The organism is Pseudomonas sp. WS 5079, from assembly GCF_012985465.1.
In the GTDB taxonomy this organism is placed as follows: domain Bacteria; phylum Pseudomonadota; class Gammaproteobacteria; order Pseudomonadales; family Pseudomonadaceae; genus Aquipseudomonas.
This window is the reverse complement of sequence record NZ_JAAQWN010000008.1, coordinates 147,298-165,534: the sequence shown is the minus strand read 5'-3', so window position 1 is coordinate 165,534 and position 18,237 is coordinate 147,298. Positions and strand designations below refer to the sequence as shown.

Here is an 18,237-nt window from a genome sequence, read left to right as displayed (position 1 = left end):
CTTGCTCGCGAAGGCGGCGTGTCAGTCAACACATGTGCTCGCTGAGACTCCGCCTTCGCGAGCAAGCCCGCTCCCACATGGGGTTATATGTCGAACACGAATTATGTGACCACCAGATCAGAGCGAGATTGGATGTGAGCAAGAGAGCCTATAACTTCTGTGCTGGTCCCGCGGCACTTCCTGAAGCAGTCCTGCAGCGCGCGCAGGGTGAACTCCTCGACTGGCATGGCAAAGGCCTCTCGGTCATGGAAATGAGCCATCGCAGCGATGAGTTTGTGTCCATTGCCACCAAGGCCGAGCAGGATCTGCGTGACCTGCTGGATATCCCGTCGGACTACAAGGTGTTGTTCCTGCAAGGTGGCGCCAGCCAGCAATTTGCCCAATTGCCGCTGAACCTGCTGCCGGAAGACGGCACTGCCGACTATATCGATACCGGTATCTGGTCGCAAAAAGCCATTGAAGAAGCCTCGCGCTACGGCAATATCAATGTGGCCGGTACTGCCAAGCCCTACGATTATTTCGCTATCCCGGGTCAGAACGAGTGGAAGCTATCCAAGGACGCGTCCTACGTTCACTACGTGCAGAACGAAACCATCGGCGGCCTGGAGTTCGACTGGGTGCCTGAAGTCGGTGACGTCCCGTTGGTGTGCGACATGTCCTCGGACATTCTCTCGCGCCCGATGGATGTGTCGCGCTACGGCATGATCTACGCCGGCGCACAGAAGAACATTGGCCCCAGCGGCATCCTGGTCAATATCATCCGTGAAGACCTGCTCGGCCGTGCCCGTTCGGTGTGCCCGACCATGCTCAACTACAAAGTCGCGGCCGACAACGGCTCGATGTACAACACCCCGCCGGCCTTTGCCTGGTATCTGTCGGGCCTGGTGTTCGAGTGGCTGAAAGAGCAGGGCGGCGTGGCCGCCATGGGCAAGCTCAACGAAGAGAAGAAGCGCACCCTGTACGACTTCATCGACGCCAGCGGCCTGTACAGCAACCCGATCAACCTGAGCGACCGCTCGTGGATGAACGTGCCGTTCCGCCTGGCCGATGACCGCCTGGACAAGCCATTTCTGGCCGGCGCCGACGAGCGTGGCCTGCTGAACCTCAAGGGCCATCGTTCGGTAGGCGGCATGCGCGCCTCGATCTACAACGCAGTCGACATCAATGCCATCAAGGCGCTGGTAGCCTACATGGCAGAGTTCGAGAAGGAACACGGCTAATGTCTGAGCAAGAACTCAAGGCCCTGCGTGTGCGCATTGACGCCCTGGACACCAAAGTCCTGGAGCTGATCAGCGAGCGCGCGCGGTGTGCCCAGGAAGTGGCGCGGGTCAAGATGGCCTCCCTGGCTGAAGGTGAAGTGCCGGTGTTCTACCGTCCGGAGCGCGAAGCCCAGGTGCTCAAGCGGGTGATGGAGCGTAACCAGGGGCCGCTGGGCAATGAAGAGATGGCGCGGTTGTTCCGCGAGATCATGTCTTCGTGCCTGGCTCTCGAGCAGCCATTGAAAGTGGCTTACCTCGGCCCCGAGGGGACCTTCACCCAGGCGGCGGCGATGAAGCATTTCGGCCATGCGGTGATCAGCAAGCCGATGGCAGCCATCGACGAAGTGTTCCGCGAAGTGGCGGCCGGTGCGGTGAATTTTGGCGTGGTGCCGGTGGAAAACTCCACCGAAGGCGCGGTCAACCACACCCTCGACAGCTTCCTTGAGCACGACATGGTGATCTGTGGCGAAGTCGAGCTGCGCATCCACCACCACTTGCTGGTGGGTGAAAACACCAAGACCGACAGCATCAGCCGCATTTACTCCCACGCCCAGTCCCTGGCCCAGTGCCGCAAGTGGCTGGATGCCCATTACCCGAATGTCGAGCGTGTGGCGGTGTCCAGCAACGCCGAGGCGGCCAAGCGGGTCAAGGGTGAGTGGAATTCGGCGGCGATTGCCGGGGATATGGCGGCGGGCCTGTACGGTCTGACGCGCCTGGCCGAGAAAATCGAGGATCGCCCGGATAACTCCACGCGCTTTTTGATGATCGGCAACCAGGAAGTACCGCCGACCGGCGACGACAAGACCTCGATCATTGTCTCCATGAGCAACAAGCCGGGTGCGCTGCATGAACTGCTGGTGCCGTTCCACGACAACGGGATAGACCTGACACGCATCGAGACGCGTCCTTCGCGCAGCGGTAAATGGACCTATGTGTTCTTTATCGACTTCGTCGGCCACCACCGTGATCCGCTGGTCAAGAGTGTGCTGGAGAAAATCAGTCAGGAAGCCGTGGCACTCAAGGTGCTGGGCTCCTACCCGAAAGCGGTTTTGTGAGGCTTTGACATGAGTGGCAACTTCCTCGCCCTGGCACAGCCGGGCGTGCAACAACTGTCGCCTTACGTTCCAGGCAAGCCTGTGGACGAGTTGGCGCGCGAGTTGAATCTGGATCCGGCGAAGATCGTCAAGCTGGCGAGCAATGAAAACCCCCTGGGCCCAAGTCCCAAGGTGCTGGCGGCGATCCGTGAAGAGTTGGCGGAGCTGACCCGTTACCCCGACGGCAACGGCTTTGTCCTCAAGTCCCTGTTGGCCGAGCGCTGCCGGGTCGAGTTGAGCCAGGTCACCCTGGGCAATGGTTCCAACGACATCCTGGAGCTGGTGGCGCGTGCCTACCTGGCGCCTGGCCTGAACGCGGTGTTCAGTGAGCACGCGTTTGCGGTGTATCCGATTGTCACCCAGGCCGTCGGTGCCGAGGCGCGGGTGATTGCGGCCAGGGACTGGGGGCATGACCTGCCGGCCATGCTGGCGGCCATCGATGCCCAGACCCGCGTGGTGTTTATCGCCAACCCGAACAACCCGACCGGTACCTGGTTCGGTGCCGATGCGCTGAACGAGTTCCTGCAGGATGTGCCTGGGCACGTGCTGGTGGTGCTGGACGAGGCCTACATCGAATACGCCGAAGGTGGCGACTTGCCCGACGGCCTGGATTTCCTCGCGGCCTATCCGAACCTGCTGGTCTCACGCACTTTCTCCAAGGCCTATGGCCTGGCGTCGCTGCGGGTCGGCTACGGGTTATCCACAGCCGTCGTCGCGGATGTGCTGAACCGCGTGCGCCAGCCGTTCAACGTCAACAGTCTGGCGCTGGCGGCGGCCTGTGCGGCGCTCAAGGATGCCGAGTACCTGGAAGAAGGGCGACGGATCAACGAGAGCGGCATGCAGCAGCTGCAGCAAGGCTTCCGCGAACTGGGCCTGGGCTGGATTGCGTCCAAGGGCAACTTTATTTGCGTGGATCTCGCCCAAGAGGCGGCCCCGGTCTTCCAGGGTTTGCTGCGCGAAGGCGTGATCGTGCGTCCGGTGGCCAATTACGGCATGCCGAACCACTTGCGCATCACCATCGGTTTGCCGGCTGAAAACAGTCGCTTCCTTGAGGCGCTGGCCAAGGTTCTGGCCCGTGGTTGATGTGATTGCAATGCAACCTGTTGTGCCTGTGATCGGCCGCCTGGTGGTGGTCGGTCTGGGATTGATTGGCGGCTCCTTTGCCAAGGGCCTGCGGGAAAGCGGCCTGTGTGGCGAAGTGGTCGGTGTGGATCTTGACCCGCATTCGCGCCAGCTGGCGGTTGAGCTGGGCGTGGTGGACCGCTGTGAGGCGGACTTGGCTGTTGCCTGCGAGGGCGCCGATGTCATCCAGTTGGCGGTGCCGATCCTGGCCATGGAAAAACTGCTGGCGCTGTTGGCCGGCATGGACCTGGGCCAGGCGATTCTCACGGATGTCGGCAGCGCCAAGGGCAATGTGGTGCGTGCGGCGCGCCAGGCGTTTGGCGGCATGCCGCCGCGCTTCGTGCCAGGGCACCCGATTGCCGGCTCCGAGCAGAGTGGGGTGGAGGCGTCCAATTCCCAGCTGTTCCGTCGACACAAGGTGATCCTCACGCCGCTGGCGGAAACCGACCCGGCAGCCTTGGCCGTGGTGGACCGGTTGTGGCGCGAGCTGGGGGCGGATGTCGAGCATATGCAGGTCGAGCGCCATGACGAAGTGCTGGCGGCGACCAGCCATTTGCCGCATCTGCTGGCCTTTGGCCTGGTCGACTCCCTGGCCAAGCGCAACGAAAACCTGGAGATTTTCCGTTACGCCGCCGGTGGCTTTCGCGATTTCACGCGGATTGCCGGTAGCGACCCGGTGATGTGGCACGACATTTTTCTCGCCAATCGCGAGGCTGTGCTGCGGACCCTGGACACCTTTCGCAGTGACTTGGATGCCTTGCGCGACGCGGTTGATGCGGGGGATGGCCATCAGTTGCTGGGCGTCTTCACCCGTGCGCGGGTAGCGCGCGAGCATTTCAGTAAGATCCTGGCGCGCCGGGCCTATATGGATGCGGCCGCCACCGCTGACGATGTAGTGTTTGTCGCCAGCCCGGGTGGGCAACTGAAGGGCAAGCTCCGGGTGCCGGGGGATAAGTCGATTTCCCATCGCTCGATCATGCTCGGGTCGCTGGCGGACGGGGTTACCGAAGTCGAAGGGTTTCTCGAGGGTGAAGATGCCCTGGCGACCCTGCAGGCATTCCGCGACATGGGCGTGGTGATCGAAGGTCCGCACCATGGTCGGGTGACTATCCATGGCGTTGGCCTGCACGGCTTGAAACCAGCGCCAGGGCCGATTTATCTCGGTAACTCGGGTACTTCCATGCGTCTGTTGTCCGGTTTATTGGCGGCGCAGGGTTTTGACAGTGTCCTGACCGGTGATGCTTCGCTGTCCAAGCGGCCGATGAGTCGCGTGGCCAAACCGTTGCGAGAAATGGGTGCAGTGATAGAGACCGGGCCGGAGGGGCGGCCGCCCCTGACCATTCGTGGCGGGCAAGTGCTCAAGGGTATGAGTTACACGCTGCCGATGGCCAGTGCCCAGGTCAAGTCCAGCCTGTTGCTGGCCGGGCTGTATGCCGAGGGCCGGACAGCAGTGACCGAGCCTGCGCCTACCCGTGACCATACCGAGCGAATGCTGCGCGGTTTTGGCTGTCCGGTGCAGGTCAATGGTGCGACGGCGGCGGTAGAGTCGGGTCATGCATTGGTCGCCACGCGTATCGAGGTGCCGGGTGATATCTCTTCCTCGGCCTTCTTCCTGGTGGCCGCCTCGATCGCCGAGGGTTCCGAGTTGTTGCTGGAGCATGTGGGCGTCAATCCGACCCGCACCGGGGTGATCGATATCCTGCGCCTGATGGGTGCTGATATCGCCCTGGAAAACCCGCGTGAAGTGGGTGGCGAGCCGGTTGCAGACCTGCGTGTACGCGCGGCACCGCTCAAGGGGATCGAGATTCCCGAGGCGCTGGTGCCCTTGGCTATCGACGAGTTCCCGGTGCTGTTTGTCGCCGCCGCCTGTGCCGAAGGGCGCACGGTATTGCGGGGTGCCGAGGAGTTGCGGGTCAAGGAGTCCGACCGTATCCAGGTGATGGCCGACGGTCTGCTGGCGCTGGGTGTGAAGTGTGTGCCGACCCCTGATGGGATTATCATTGATGGTGGCGGCTTGGCTGGTGGCGAGGTGCATGCCCACGGTGATCATCGGATCGCCATGGCGTTCAGCGTCGCGGCCCTGCGTGCCACTGCGCCGATTCGTATCCATGACTGTGCCAGCGTAGCTACATCTTTTCCGAATTTTCTTACACTGTCTGCCCAAGTAGGCATGCGTGTAGCCCAAGAGGCTCAATTGTGAATATCAAAGCACCGGTGATTACCATCGACGGCCCAAGCGGCTCTGGCAAAGGCACTGTCGCGGGCCTGCTGGCCAAGCGCCTGGGTTGGTGCCTGCTGGATTCCGGGGCGCTGTATCGCCTGCTGGCTTTCGCTGCGCGTAACCATGGTGTCGACTTGACCAATGAAGAGTCGTTGGTGTTGTTGGCGGCGCACCTTGACGTGCAGTTCGTCGGCGCGACCGAAGGCCACTCGCTGCGCATTATCCTGGAAGGGGATGATGTAACGGATGACCTGCGCAACGAGCAGGTCGGCTCCTGGGCGTCGCAGGTCGCCGCATTGCCGGCGGTGCGCGATGCCTTGCTCCAGCGCCAGCGGGCGTTTCAAGAGCCGCCGGGCCTGGTAGCCGATGGCCGCGACATGGGCACCGTGGTGTTCCCCGAGGCGCCGCTGAAGATTTTCCTGACGGCCAGTGCCGAGGAGCGGGCGCGCCGCCGTTACTTGCAGTTGAAGGGCAAGGTGGATGGTGTTAGTCTGTCGAGTCTGCTAGATGAGATTCGTGCGCGCGATGAGCGCGACACCCAGCGTGCGGTAGCCCCGCTTAAACCGGCGGCTGACGCCATACAGCTGGATTCCACGGAATTGTCCATCGAGCAGGTGTTGGAACGCATCTTGAGTGAAATCGCACTGCGCGATATCGCCGGATGACTCAGAGGAAGTGCAGGGGACCAGTCCTAGACCTGCGCTTCTTCTCTTATATGAACGTAACCCACACCGTCTGGGGTGTGGCAGATGGGCGTATTCTTCGCCCTTATCAACAGGAATTAAAATGAGCGAAAGCTTTGCGGAACTCTTTGAAGAAAGCCTAAAAACCCTGAACCTTCAGGCTGGCTCCATCATCACCGGTGTTATCGTTGATATCGATTACCAAGCTCGCTGGGTAACCGTTCACGCTGGTCTGAAGTCTGAAGCACTCATCCCGCTTGAGCAGTTCTACAACGACGCTGGCGACCTGACTATCAATGTCGGTGACGAAGTTCACGTTGCTCTGGACTCGGTTGAAGACGGCTTCGGTGAAACCAAGCTCTCCCGTGAAAAAGCCAAGCGCGCTGAATGCTGGATTGTTCTGGAAGCAGCCTTCGCAGCTGAAGAAGTGGTCAAGGGCGTTATCAACGGTAAGGTTAAAGGCGGCTTCACTGTCGACGTTAACGGCATCCGTGCGTTCCTGCCAGGTTCTTTGGTCGACGTTCGTCCAGTGCGCGACACCACGCACCTGGAAGGCAAAGAGCTCGAATTCAAGGTCATCAAGCTCGACCAGAAGCGCAACAACGTTGTCGTTTCCCGTCGCAGCGTCCTGGAAGCAGAGAACTCCGCCGAGCGTGAAGCTCTGCTGGAATCCCTGCAGGAAGGCCAACAAGTCAAAGGTATCGTCAAGAACCTCACCGATTACGGCGCATTCGTCGATCTGGGTGGCGTCGATGGCCTGCTGCACATTACCGACATGGCTTGGAAGCGTATCAAGCATCCTTCCGAAATCGTCAACGTTGGCGACGAGATCGATGTCAAGGTTCTGAAATACGATCGCGAGCGCAACCGTGTTTCCCTGGGCCTGAAGCAACTGGGTGAAGATCCATGGGTTGCTATCAAAGCCCGTTACCCAGAAAGCACTCGCGTTACCGCGCGTGTTACCAACCTGACCGACTACGGCTGCTTCGCAGAGCTGGAAGAAGGCGTGGAAGGCCTGGTACACGTTTCCGAAATGGACTGGACCAACAAGAACATCCACCCTTCGAAAGTCGTACAAGTCGGCGACGAAGTGGAAGTTATGGTTCTGGACATCGACGAAGAGCGTCGTCGTATCTCCCTGGGCATTAAGCAGTGCAAATCTAACCCATGGGAAGATTTCTCTGGCCAGTTCAACAAGGGCGATAAAATCTCCGGCACCATCAAGTCGATCACCGATTTCGGTATCTTCATTGGTCTGGACGGCGGCATCGACGGCCTGGTTCACCTGTCCGACATCTCCTGGAACGAAGTTGGCGAAGAAGCTGTTCGTCGTTTCAAGAAGGGCGACGAGCTGGACACCGTTATCCTGTCGGTTGACCCAGAGCGCGAGCGCATCTCCCTGGGTATCAAGCAACTGGAAAGCGATCCGTTCTCCGAGTACGTTCAAGAGAACGACAAGGGTGCAATCGTTAAAGGCATCGTGAAGGAAGTTGACGCTAAAGGCGCCATCATCACTTTGGGTGACGATATCGAAGCGACTCTGAAAGCCTCCGAAATCAGCCGTGATCGCGTTGAAGACGCGCGTAACGTTCTGAAAGAAGGCCAGGAAGTAGAAGCCAAGATCATCAGCGTTGACCGCAAGAGCCGCGTGATCCAACTCTCCATCAAGTCCAAGGACGAGATCGAAGAGAAAGAAGCAATCCAGAGCCTGCGCGATAAGCCAGCGACCTCTGACATTGCTTCGGGTCCGACCACTCTGGGCGACCTGTTGCGTGCACAAATGGAAAAACAGAACTAAGTTCTGTTAGACCATAGAAAAAGGGCGGCTTCGGTCGCCCTTTTTTGTGCCTGGGATTTGGTTTTTACAGTAGGACAGAGCGGCTGATGTGGTGTGATCGCCCCTGGGGCTGTCTGCGGGAGGTGATCTTGTTATCCAGTCACTTCCAGCGCTTTTTCCGGGAAGCGTCTCCTGCGCTTTCCTGGGCTCGTCCCGCTCTTATCCTTGGTCTGGTGGGTGTCGTCAGAATTTGCGCAAGATAAGTCAAGCCACAGGCTGTTCAAATTCATCTGGTCATGCTAAAACCTTCGGAGCGCTTTTCCTAGCTGCTTGAAAAAGAAGGGAAAAATATGACGAAGTCGGAGTTGATCGAACGAATTGTCACCCATCAAGGGCTGCTCTCATCCAAGGATGTGGAGTTGGCCATCAAGACCATGCTTGAGCAAATGTCCCAGTGCCTGGCCACTGGTGATCGAATCGAGATCCGCGGCTTTGGTAGCTTCTCGCTGCACTACCGTGCCCCGCGCGTGGGTCGCAACCCGAAAACCGGCCAATCCGTCAGCCTCGACGGCAAATTCGTGCCCCATTTCAAGCCGGGCAAGGAATTACGGGATCGAGTGAACGAAGACGAAGACGAAAGCGTCTGAGTTTTTTTGGGGATAGGAGAAGTTTATGCGCGGTGTAAAGCGCGTCGCCCTGGTACTGATTGTGCTGATCGCTGCCTTGGCGATCCTGGCATTCGTGCTGGAAAACCAGCAAGACGTCAGCCTGGCGTTTTTGGGGTGGTCTACACCACAACTGCCGGTCTCGGTGTTTGTGACGTTGGCGTTGATTGTCGGGATGTTGGTGGGGCCGCTCTTGAGTCTGCTGATGCGGCGCAAGAGGCACCCTAAACCCGTGTTGTAGGGTCAATCTGACAGCGTAGACCGTTTGTCGCCTGTATTGCGGGTTCAAGCTATGCAGTGGGGCTTTGCTACTACGACTAGACTGCGTTAACGCTTCTCTGTCCTCAGGAAATAGTGGCTTTAGGGCTCCTCTGACGTGTTTTCCCTGACAACTCTGCAATAAATAGGAATTGCCTTACAGTCATGTCAAGTCTTGCAATGTTATCGATAGATGGCAAAATGCAACCTGTTCTCGATTCCAGTCATTTTGTGTGTCTAGGGCCTGGCAGCGACGCTGGGCTTTTTGGCCGACCCTTATAAATACAAAAAAACCACAAGATCGTCTGCATAACGAGCCCGCAGTTTCTCTTTGAAGGCAGGTTTTTGTTGTGAGTAGTAGCTTCCGCGCGCCCCCGATTCCTTCGTCCGGCGAGATTGATCTCGTTGTGCTTTTTCAGGCTATCTGGAAGCAGAAAAAGTTAGTTATGGCCGCTACCGCAGGTGCCGGGCTGATTGCTGCTATCTATGCGTTCCTCACGCCTCCTCAGTACGAAGTCAGCAGTGTGCTGCGTCCGGCCGCAATCAATGAGCTGGATGCTTTGAATCGCTCAGAGATTTATGCACTACCTCCTGGTGATGCCCTGGTCAGAGTGGGCGCATCTCTGGAGTCCTACGATACCCGCTTGGGGTTTTTCCGTTCAAACCAGAAGCTGTTCAAGGCCTTTGAGCAGCCTGGCAGGACCTTGGAGCAGAGTTTCGAAGAGTTCAACCGCAACTCTATCGAACTCAGTCTGCCCGACCCCAAAAAAGCCAACTCCCTCAGTGCCTATATCAAGCTTGAGATGAGTTATCCGAAAGGCGTGGATGGCGTCGCCATACTCAATGGCTTCATCGATTACGCGATTGCAACGGAGCGTGAGCAGATTGCGGCGGATCTGGACGTCATCGTAAAAAACCGGTTGAACGAGCTCAAGGGCAAGATTGATGCCGCCCGTTCCAGCTACGAGGTTGATAAAGAGGCGCGGATAGCATCGCTGCGAGAAACGGACAGCCTGCGACGTGCGCAGTTGCAGGATGAACTCAAAGCGTTGCGAGCACAGCTGAAGACTGGGCGCACTGACCGAGTGGCGCAGTTGAACGAGGCCATCGGAATCGCCAAGTCCCTGGGAATCAGAAAACCCAGCACGCCTTCCGCTCTGGGTGAGTCAGACCGTAATGGCTCATCAAGTGTGATGCGTACCGAAATAAACAATCAGCAAATCCCTCTGTACTTCATGGGCGTCGAGGCGCTCGAGGCTGAACGCAATGCGTTGATGCAGCGTAAGTCTGATGATTTTACTGAGGGTCGTATCGCGCAGATTGCCAGGGAGCTTCAATTGCTCCAGTCAAACCGCGAGATTGAAGTGCTGAATCGTCGTGAAAACGAGGATCTATTCCTGGCCGGTGTTCAGCCGGTGCGCGCCGAAGTGGCTCGATTGCGTAACTTAAGCATTGATATGAGCCGGCTGAAGCTGGTAACTATCGATAAGCAGGCGCTGGAACCTTTGCGCCCGGTCAAGCCTCAGAAGGCCTTGATTATCCTGCTTGGCCTGGTCTTGGGTGGCTTTGTCGGGGCCTTCATTGCGGTAGTTCGTCATCTCGTCAAAACCCGCCAGCCTCAGCCCCAGTCGGTAATGTTGTCCGTGCAACCGGGCTCACCGACCATGGTGGGTAGCGATACAGGTTTGAACAGGCCGCAATAGGTATCAGCGCAATCTGCACTGTGCTCCCCGGCCAGTGCGAGATTTGATTTCATTTGGAAACTAGCTCGCAACTTGTTGTCTATAGCGCACCGGTTAAGGGTTTCTCGGCTTCAGGTCTTGTGTGAGGCCTGGAGCCGGCCGGTGTGACTGGCGTTTGTGGGTCGGTCTTCCTGCTTGTCGGGTTATTTCATGTAAAAAAACGGCGGCGACCTGCGGCGGATGGCTCATAATCACGCAAGTCGATCTACCTGGCCTGGGCGGTGATTTACCGGCGTAGACAGTTGTCTGCGTTGCGCAGGAGGCTGGAGCAGGTGAGGGCTCTGCCCAGAAAAGAATAAATTTTCATATTGGCGATTTCGGATTGCCGGCCGCAGGCATTGAAATTGTGGCTCAATACCGAGAAGCTACGCGCTATTTTTCACCCGTCAACCTGCGTGTTGGCCTGGTGTAATGCAGATATTTAAGGAAGTTTTAAAGATATGACGGACATCAAACGTAAAGGCATCATCCTCGCTGGCGGCTCCGGGACGCGCTTGCACCCGCTGACCCTGGGTGTATCCAAGCAAATGTTGCCTATTTTCGACAAGCCGATGATTTTTTATCCGTTGTCGGTGTTGATGCTGGCTGGCATGCGCGAAATCTTGATCATCTCTACCCCTGAAGATCTGCCTTGCTTTAAAAAGCTCCTGGGAGACGGCAGCCAGTACGGCATCCAGCTCAGCTATGCAGAGCAACCCAGTCCGGACGGTTTGGCCCAGGCCTTCCTGATTGGCGAGGAGTTTATTGGTGACGATCCTTGCTGCCTGATCCTTGGCGACAATATTTTCTACGGTCAGCACTTTTCCGATAACTTGCGCTCCGCCATGTCCCAGACATCAGGTGCGACAGTCTTTGGTTATCACGTATCAGATCCTGAGCGTTTTGGTGTTGTTGAGTTCGATGCCACTGGTCGAGCATTGAGCATCGAAGAAAAACCGGCGAAACCGAAGTCCAACTATGCAGTTACAGGCTTGTACTTCTACGACAATCGAGTGGTGGACATTGCCAAGAGCATCAAGCCGTCGCCGCGTGGCGAGCTTGAAATCACTGACGTCAACCGCGCCTATCTGGATGACAAGTCATTAACCGTCGAGATGCTGGGCCGTGGTTTTGCCTGGTTGGACACAGGTACTCATGAGTCGCTCCTGGAAGCGAGTCATTTCGTCCATACCATTGAGCACCGCCAGGGGTTGAAAGTCGCCTGCCTTGAAGAAATTGCATTCCATAAAGGTTGGATCACCCCAGAGCAACTGGGTGCTCAGGCGGAAAAACTGAAAAAGACAGGCTATGGCCAGTACTTGCAGAAACTTCTGGAAGAGACCTCAAAGGCATGAAACTGATTCAGACTGCTATTCCTGACGTTGTAATCATTGAGCCAAAAATTTTTGGCGATGATCGCGGCTGGTTTATGGAGAGCTTTAACGAAGAGCGGTTTCATACAGCACTTAAAGAGCTTGACCTGCCTATTCCGCGAGCATTTGTCCAGGACAATCATTCCTGCTCGGCAAAGGGCGTTCTAAGGGGGCTGCACTTCCAGCGCGCACCGCATGCCCAGGGCAAGCTGGTGCGTGTGGTACGCGGTGCCGCTTTTGATGTGGCAGTGGATATTCGGCCTGAGTCCAGCACTTACCTGCAATGGGTCGGCGTGGAGCTAAACACCCAAAACAACTTGATGCTATGGATTCCTGAGGGTTTTGCCCACGGTTTTGTTGCTTTGGAAGATGACACGCACTTTTTGTATAAAACGACAGATTATTACGATAAAGACTCTGAAGGGGCGCTGCACTGGAGTGATGAAAGGCTTGGGATAAATTGGCCTGCTACCGGCGGCTTTAACGTTAGTGATAAAGATGACAAGGCTCCGACATCCGATAGCCTCTCGGAGAAGCAAGCATGAGTTTGATCAAGTTTCTGGACATCACCTCCAAAGGTGATGAGCGGGGCCAACTGGTTGCGCTGGAGTATGAAAATGATATTCCGTTTGAAATTAAACGTGTTTATTACCTCACTGGAACTAAACAAGGAGTTCCGCGTGGATTTCATGCCCATAAGGAACTGCTGCAGGTGGCCGTCTGTGTTTCTGGACGCTGTTTGATGAAGCTTGATGATGGGGTGAGCAAAGAGGAAGTGTGGCTGGACGCGCCTGATAAGGCCATCATTATCGATCGCATGATTTGGCACGAGATGCATGATTTCAGCCCGGATTGCGTACTGCTGGTATTGGCGAGTGATATTTATGATGAGAGTGATTATCTAAGGGAATACTCGGTATTCAAAAATTTGATTAATAATTTCTAAAATATAGATGGTGTTCCGATTTTCTGGTGAAACGGCCAGTTAATTAATATGATGGTTACAGTCAATCCGATTTCTGGCGCGTTAAAGTAAAGAGTGTTTTATAAATGATAAAATTTCTTGATTTGAAGTCTGTAAATGATCTCTGCCGTGATGAGTTGGTGACAGCCTGTGCGCGCGTTGTTGATTCTGGCTGGTATATCGGTGGGAAAGAGCTACAGACATTCGAACAGGAGTTTGCTCAATACTGTGGTGTTGAACACTGCATTGGTGTTGCTAACGGGCTGGATGCGTTGGTATTAGTCATTCGTGCCTGGAAGGAGTTGGGTCTCCTTGCGGAGGGCGATGAGGTTCTTGTTCCCTCCAATACTTATATTGCTAGTATCCTCGCCATTTCAGAGAATGGATTGACCCCCGTATTGGTTGAGCCTGATCCGAAGACGTTCAATATATGCCCAGTGAACGCAAAGGCAGCGATTACATCAAAAACTCGGATGATTTTGCCTGTTCACCTTTACGGTCGGCTGGCTGATATGCCGAAAATCATGGAGCTTGCTCGCGCCCATGACTTACTAGTTCTTGAAGATTCGGCGCAATCCCATGGGGCAACTCTCGATGGGAAGAAGGCCGGTAGTTGGGGGCATGCATCCGGATTTAGCTTCTATCCCGGGAAAAATCTAGGCGCGCTGGGTGACGCTGGGGCAGTCACGACTAATGACGAAGTCCTGGCCAAGACAGTTCGAGCGTTGGGCAACTACGGGTCGCACGAAAAATATAAGAATATTTATCGCGGTATCAACAGCCGGCTGGATGAAATGCAGGCTGCATGCTTATCGGTGAAATTGAAATACTTGGATAAACAAACAGCACATCGTCGTGAAATCGCTGAGTTGTATGGCCAGTTGATCAGTAACCCAGCTATTACATTGCCTGTGGGGGCGGCATTCAACGCCTCGAGTAACGACAGCCATGTATGGCATGTATACACTGTGCTGTGTGCCCATAGGGATGCTCTTCAAGCCCACCTCGGCGCACAAGGTATACAAACACTCATCCATTACCCAATTCCGCCTCACTTCCAACAGGCATATGCTGATTTGAAGGAGCAAAAACTTCCTGTATCGGTACAGATACATGAGCAAATTCTCAGCTTGCCAATAGGACCGACATTGTCCTTCGAAGAGGCTCGCGTTGTTATCGATGCCTGTAATAGCTTTCGACCGGACACTGTATGAATCTTGTTAAGACCAGCTTGTTAAATGGTATTGCTGTTGCCATTAAAATGATTACCTTGTTGGGTCTTAATAAAGTCTTGGCCATTTATGTGGGGCCGGCTGGATATGCCGCGATAGGGCAATTTCAGAATGCGTTGCAGGTTATAACGATATTTACTGGTGGCGCTATTACCAATGGCGTTGTCAAGTATACAGCTGAATATCATGAAGAGCCTGAGCAGCAGATTAAACTATGGAAAACAGCAGGGTTTGTTGCAGTGGTGGGTAGTGTTGCTGTTGCATTACTTGTTGCGGTTTACAGTAAAGAGCTTGCATCGTTGTTTTTAAAGAATACCGACTTGAGTGGTGTCTTTCTTTGGTTTTCCTGTGTTGTTGTTTTTTTTTCGCTGAATATATTGCTGCTTGCGATATTGAACGGGAGAAAGGAAATTGTACTATATATCGTTGCTAATATCGCGGGCAGTTTTCTATCATTTGGTGTGACTTTTTATCTGGCAACCAACTTCGGTTTGTATGGTGCGTTGGTAGCGCTGGTTATTTACCAATCTATCAGTTTTATTGTGACATTGCTGCTTTGCCTGAGAACTCAATGGTTTAAGATCTCATACCTATTTGGGTGCCCGGACAAACAGATCGCGAAGAAATTATTTGCCTTCTTCTTGATGGCGGTTGTTTCTGCAGCGTGCGCACCGTTAGCGCAGATGCTGGTCCGTAGTCATATCGGGACAGAATATGGCTGGGAAATGGCTGGCTATTGGGAGGCTATGTGGCGCTTGAGCGCTGCTTACCTATTACTGGTAACGACAACATTAAGTGTTTACTATCTTCCTAAGCTTTCTGAGTTAAAAACGGCGAATGAGGTAAGAGCGGAGATTATACAGGGCTATAAGCTGATTTTTCCGGTTGCTTTGTTAGCCGCTGGGACAATATATGTTCTTCGGGATTTTGTAGTGGCAGTGCTGTTCACCTCTGACTTCTACCCTGTTCGGAATTTTTTCGCCGGGCAAGTCGTGGGCGACTCCTTGAAAATATTTAGTTGGATAATGGCATATGTCATGCTCAGTCGAGCCATGGTTAAGGTTTTTATCATCACTGAAATAATATTTAGTATTTCGTTGTATTTGTTGACCATAGTATTCACGCAATGGTGGGGGGTTGAGTCGGCTACCTGGGCCTATGCGGTAAATTATGCGTTGTATAGTTTAGTTATGTATATTTTTGTCTATTTAAGGTTGGATAACTATTTTCATAATAAGCTGGAACATAAAGCTTGAAAAAAATATTTAAGGATTTTGAAGTTGCTATTCGCGAGACGGCTGACCTGAATCAGGCGCTCGCACTGGCGTGTGCCTACGGCAACCTTCTCTGGTTTGCGGATGTTGGGATTCACGATGCGCCGCTTATCGAAGCGGACCTCATTGAGCGCTGTCTTTCGATGTCGGATACAGGTTCTGTGGCGGCGCTAAATGAGTGTGGGGAGGTTTTGCATGTTGTGAGCGAGCCCTTCATGACCGGTGGGCATACGAGGTTGATGGAAAAGCTTGCCTCCATGCATGCAGAACCTGCCGATCTGTTGATCTCACGCCAAGCTGCACCAGATGCCAAGGCCCAGGTTTGTAGATTTTTTGATAAAACCAGAGTCGTTAGTGCTTCGTGTCCTGTCGATGCGCTGGCGGAGATGGTTGGTCTATTGTCGGGCTATAAAAAGGTCGTCCTGCACATCCATCCTGACGATATCCTGGTAGTCATCGCGTGTGGAGTAGCAAAACGCCTTTCCGGGCTTGAAGTGTTTTTTGTCAATCATGCGGACCACGTTTTCTCCTATGGGAGTTCGGTCGCGGACTATTACTTTGAGCTCAGCGGCCACGGCCGCCGTTTTGATTTAACGAAGTGTATTCAGGGGCGTAAGAGCTTCCTGGGTATCCCGCTGAACATGCCACGTGCGCAGATGGCTGGTGATTTCAAACCAACCACGCAGGCTGCGTTGCTTTTCATTTCTGCAGGCTCAGATATCAAGTACAAGCCCCGCAAAGGCTTTAGTATTTTCAAGTTAGTAGCACGTATTCTTGATGATTACCCCGCTTCCACATTCATGGTTATTGGCAGTGACGTTAAAAAAGCGTTCTGGTGGTGGCCATTAAAACTGCGATATGGCTCCAGGCTGAGTATCAGGGCACACCTTGATTTTCAGGAGTACAGTAAGTTGGTCGCTAAGGCGGACTTTTACGTTGATAGCCACCCACTGCCAGGCGGGACTGCTTTCGCAGAGCAATTCGTCAAAGGGCAGCGGTGTGTCGGGCTGATCTCCCCGGTCCAGGGCTACTCCCCGGCGGACAGGCTCAAGCGAGCCGATATCAACGCTGTTATGGAATCTATAGCAGACTACAGATTTGACAAGGAAACTTTTTTTGCTATTGAGAAAGTTAATGCGTACGACTCGGTAAAGGAGCGCTATCTGAAGTGTCTGTACGACGGGCAGCTTTGCGTGAACCCACTGGATTTAGACGGTAATTGGGCAGGAGATGCAGCTTTTTTTGAGGAGCAAAAAGGCTCTTTAAATGTGGATATTGCCTTGGATACTTTTTTACTACTGTCCAGATTCGAGCGGAATTTGGCGTGCCGCTTGTTCGCTGCGCTATCTATGGGGAAAAAATTTAAGCTGTTGGCGAAGATGATCTTGGCGAGGAAGTTTCGATGAATATTGTTTTCGTTGATCGAGCGTGGGTTTTCAATGACTAGTCGGATTATACGTTGGCTTTTGTTCTTTTATTGTCTGTCGACCGTGCTGGTGCCGATCTTTGTACTGAATAAATTGTTTTTCATACCGCTTTTTTTGATGGCGGTTTATGTTTTGTTGGCTCGGCCACTGAGAACGATTGCGCCGATTATTGTGGTTTCGATTTTTTTATATGGTTTCCTTCTAGGGCTGATCGGTGACACAGACGCTGATTTTTCCCGGCAAATGCTGTTGGGCGCTGTCTCACTCTTTCTGATCTATACCATCGCTGAGTTCAGGGTGGATATGGGTGAAATTGTCAAATCTGTAGGTGCTATCTTCGCGCTTATCATGTGTACATTTTCTTTTATATTGATGGTCGAGCCAGGATCATTTCTGGCGGTGGCACTGCTCGATTTTTATAATGCTAATGAACTTGGATATTACGGTCTGCGTAATTTTGGCGGGTTGGAAATGTTTATGCTTCATCATCGCTCCTCTCCGTTTATGTTGCTTCCTTTATCTTTGTTTTTTATTGATTTTTTGAAGTCTAAAAGACTTCATTCGTTATTTTTTATGATTGTGATAATGGTCGCTATTGTCTCGTCAGCCTCTAGAGGGTTGATGGTGATGGGTATGATTTCGATGTTTGTCTTGTACTTTTATAACCAAAGTTGGGCTGTGCGCCTGTTGGTGTTAAGTGCTTTGGTTCCTGCGGTTTCTTTGGTTGTGGGATACTTGGTCGCGGAAACTAGCGTATTCAGCTCCGATGAAGCGTCTAACAGTATCAAGATTGGCCACTTTTTGTCGTTTCTGAATGTTGTGGATTGGAAAATGCTGGTGTTCGGTAATGGCCTTGGCTCATTTTTTTATACTGAAGGCTATCAAAGGCTGGTGTCGCAAACTGAAATTACCTGGATGGATTCAATCCGGTATGTTGGCCTTCCTTTATCGATTCTCTTGTTTAGTATTCTGCTTTTTCCTACTCGCAGGTATGTGCCAAGCGTGCAAGGCTCGTCCAGCCGCTTGATAATTTTTATGTATCTTATAATGTCTTTAAGTAATCCCGTTCTTTTTAATTCCTTCGGGTTCTTAGTGATATTGTGGTACTGGTCTGTCGTGTTAAAAAATCAAGAACCTTCGGCGTTGCATGCCGAGGTCAGGAGGTAA

General features: G+C 53.9%; 16 protein-coding genes. All 16 read left to right on the top strand.

All coding sequences use genetic code 11. The features are described 5' to 3' along the window. Positions 1-134 precede the first annotated feature (134 nt). Positions 135-1,220: a 3-phosphoserine/phosphohydroxythreonine transaminase gene (gene serC / locus HBO05_RS21505; RefSeq protein WP_169952750.1), complete on the top strand. Its 1,086-nt coding sequence runs from the start codon at positions 135-137 to the stop codon at positions 1,218-1,220. Then, entirely contained in the window at positions 1,220-2,314 is a 1,095-nt protein-coding gene (gene pheA, locus HBO05_RS21500; protein ID WP_025113086.1) for a prephenate dehydratase, read from the top strand. Before serC ends, pheA begins: the two co-directional genes overlap by 1 nt. A 9-nt stretch (positions 2,315-2,323) precedes the next feature. After that, positions 2,324-3,436 (top strand): histidinol-phosphate transaminase, encoded by a 1,113-nt coding sequence (gene hisC, locus HBO05_RS21495; RefSeq protein ID WP_172313995.1) that lies wholly within the window; start codon positions 2,324-2,326, stop codon positions 3,434-3,436. Between the two features lie 28 nt (positions 3,437-3,464). Beyond that, a complete protein-coding gene (locus HBO05_RS21490; RefSeq protein ID WP_172314071.1) occupies positions 3,465-5,675 on the top strand; it encodes a bifunctional prephenate dehydrogenase/3-phosphoshikimate 1-carboxyvinyltransferase in 2,211 nt (736 codons plus the stop codon). After that, complete coding sequence (gene cmk, locus HBO05_RS21485) at positions 5,672-6,361, top strand: (d)CMP kinase (RefSeq protein ID WP_032863151.1); 690 nt, start codon at positions 5,672-5,674, stop codon at positions 6,359-6,361. The genes HBO05_RS21490 and cmk overlap by 4 nt, the downstream gene beginning before the upstream one ends. Positions 6,362-6,482: 121 nt before the next feature. Further along, positions 6,483-8,177: a 30S ribosomal protein S1 gene (gene rpsA / locus HBO05_RS21480; RefSeq protein ID WP_029298694.1), complete on the top strand. Its 1,695-nt coding sequence runs from the start codon at positions 6,483-6,485 to the stop codon at positions 8,175-8,177. A gap of 329 nt (positions 8,178-8,506) precedes the next feature. Continuing rightward, positions 8,507-8,803 (top strand): integration host factor subunit beta, encoded by a 297-nt coding sequence (gene ihfB, locus HBO05_RS21475; RefSeq protein WP_169952746.1) that lies wholly within the window; start codon positions 8,507-8,509, stop codon positions 8,801-8,803. 25 nt (positions 8,804-8,828) lie between these two features. Continuing rightward, a complete protein-coding gene (locus HBO05_RS21470; RefSeq protein ID WP_169952744.1) occupies positions 8,829-9,062 on the top strand; it encodes a lipopolysaccharide assembly protein LapA domain-containing protein in 234 nt (77 codons plus the stop codon). Positions 9,063-9,429: 367 nt separating this feature from the next. Next, positions 9,430-10,782, top strand: a complete 1,353-nt coding sequence (locus tag HBO05_RS21465) for a Wzz/FepE/Etk N-terminal domain-containing protein (RefSeq protein ID WP_172313993.1) — start codon at positions 9,430-9,432, stop codon at positions 10,780-10,782. A 479-nt stretch (positions 10,783-11,261) separates the two neighbouring features. After that, complete coding sequence (rfbA, locus tag HBO05_RS21460) at positions 11,262-12,155, top strand: glucose-1-phosphate thymidylyltransferase RfbA (RefSeq protein ID WP_172313991.1); 894 nt, start codon at positions 11,262-11,264, stop codon at positions 12,153-12,155. Then, on the top strand, positions 12,152-12,718 hold the full coding sequence (gene rfbC, locus HBO05_RS21455) for a dTDP-4-dehydrorhamnose 3,5-epimerase (RefSeq protein ID WP_169952738.1): 567 nt from the start codon (positions 12,152-12,154) through the stop codon (positions 12,716-12,718). The genes rfbA and rfbC overlap by 4 nt, the downstream gene beginning before the upstream one ends. After that, a complete protein-coding gene (locus tag HBO05_RS21450) occupies positions 12,715-13,119 on the top strand; it encodes an FdtA/QdtA family cupin domain-containing protein (RefSeq protein WP_169952736.1) in 405 nt (134 codons plus the stop codon). Before rfbC ends, HBO05_RS21450 begins: the two co-directional genes overlap by 4 nt. A 104-nt stretch (positions 13,120-13,223) precedes the next feature. Next, positions 13,224-14,351, top strand: coding sequence for a DegT/DnrJ/EryC1/StrS family aminotransferase (locus tag HBO05_RS21445; protein ID WP_169952734.1), 1,128 nt, complete (start codon positions 13,224-13,226; stop codon positions 14,349-14,351). Beyond that, positions 14,348-15,625: an O-antigen translocase gene (locus HBO05_RS21440; RefSeq protein WP_169952732.1), complete on the top strand. Its 1,278-nt coding sequence runs from the start codon at positions 14,348-14,350 to the stop codon at positions 15,623-15,625. Before HBO05_RS21445 ends, HBO05_RS21440 begins: the two co-directional genes overlap by 4 nt. Beyond that, positions 15,622-17,049 carry a group 1 glycosyl transferase gene (locus HBO05_RS21435; RefSeq protein ID WP_169952730.1) on the top strand — a complete coding sequence of 476 codons (1,428 nt, stop codon included), beginning with the start codon at positions 15,622-15,624 and terminating at the stop codon, positions 17,047-17,049. Before HBO05_RS21440 ends, HBO05_RS21435 begins: the two co-directional genes overlap by 4 nt. A gap of 84 nt (positions 17,050-17,133) precedes the next feature. After that, on the top strand, positions 17,134-18,237 hold the full coding sequence (locus HBO05_RS21430) for a hypothetical protein (RefSeq protein WP_169952728.1): 1,104 nt from the start codon (positions 17,134-17,136) through the stop codon (positions 18,235-18,237).

Bases quoted from the DNA above. Each gene is read 5' to 3' on its own strand.
- rfbA (WP_172313991.1), top strand. From the start codon at position 11,262: ATGACGGACATCAAACGTAAAGGCATCATCCTCGCTGGCGGCTCCGGG.
- ihfB (WP_169952746.1), top strand. From the start codon at position 8,507: ATGACGAAGTCGGAGTTGATCGAACGAATTGTCACCCATCAAGGGCTG.
- hisC (WP_172313995.1), top strand. From the start codon at position 2,324: ATGAGTGGCAACTTCCTCGCCCTGGCACAGCCGGGCGTGCAACAACTG.
- HBO05_RS21450 (WP_169952736.1), top strand. From the start codon at position 12,715: ATGAGTTTGATCAAGTTTCTGGACATCACCTCCAAAGGTGATGAGCGG.
- pheA (WP_025113086.1), top strand. From the start codon at position 1,220: ATGTCTGAGCAAGAACTCAAGGCCCTGCGTGTGCGCATTGACGCCCTG.
- rfbC (WP_169952738.1), top strand. From the start codon at position 12,152: ATGAAACTGATTCAGACTGCTATTCCTGACGTTGTAATCATTGAGCCA.
- rpsA (WP_029298694.1), top strand. From the start codon at position 6,483: ATGAGCGAAAGCTTTGCGGAACTCTTTGAAGAAAGCCTAAAAACCCTG.
- HBO05_RS21470 (WP_169952744.1), top strand. From the start codon at position 8,829: ATGCGCGGTGTAAAGCGCGTCGCCCTGGTACTGATTGTGCTGATCGCT.
- HBO05_RS21440 (WP_169952732.1), top strand. From the start codon at position 14,348: ATGAATCTTGTTAAGACCAGCTTGTTAAATGGTATTGCTGTTGCCATT.
- HBO05_RS21445 (WP_169952734.1), top strand. From the start codon at position 13,224: ATGATAAAATTTCTTGATTTGAAGTCTGTAAATGATCTCTGCCGTGAT.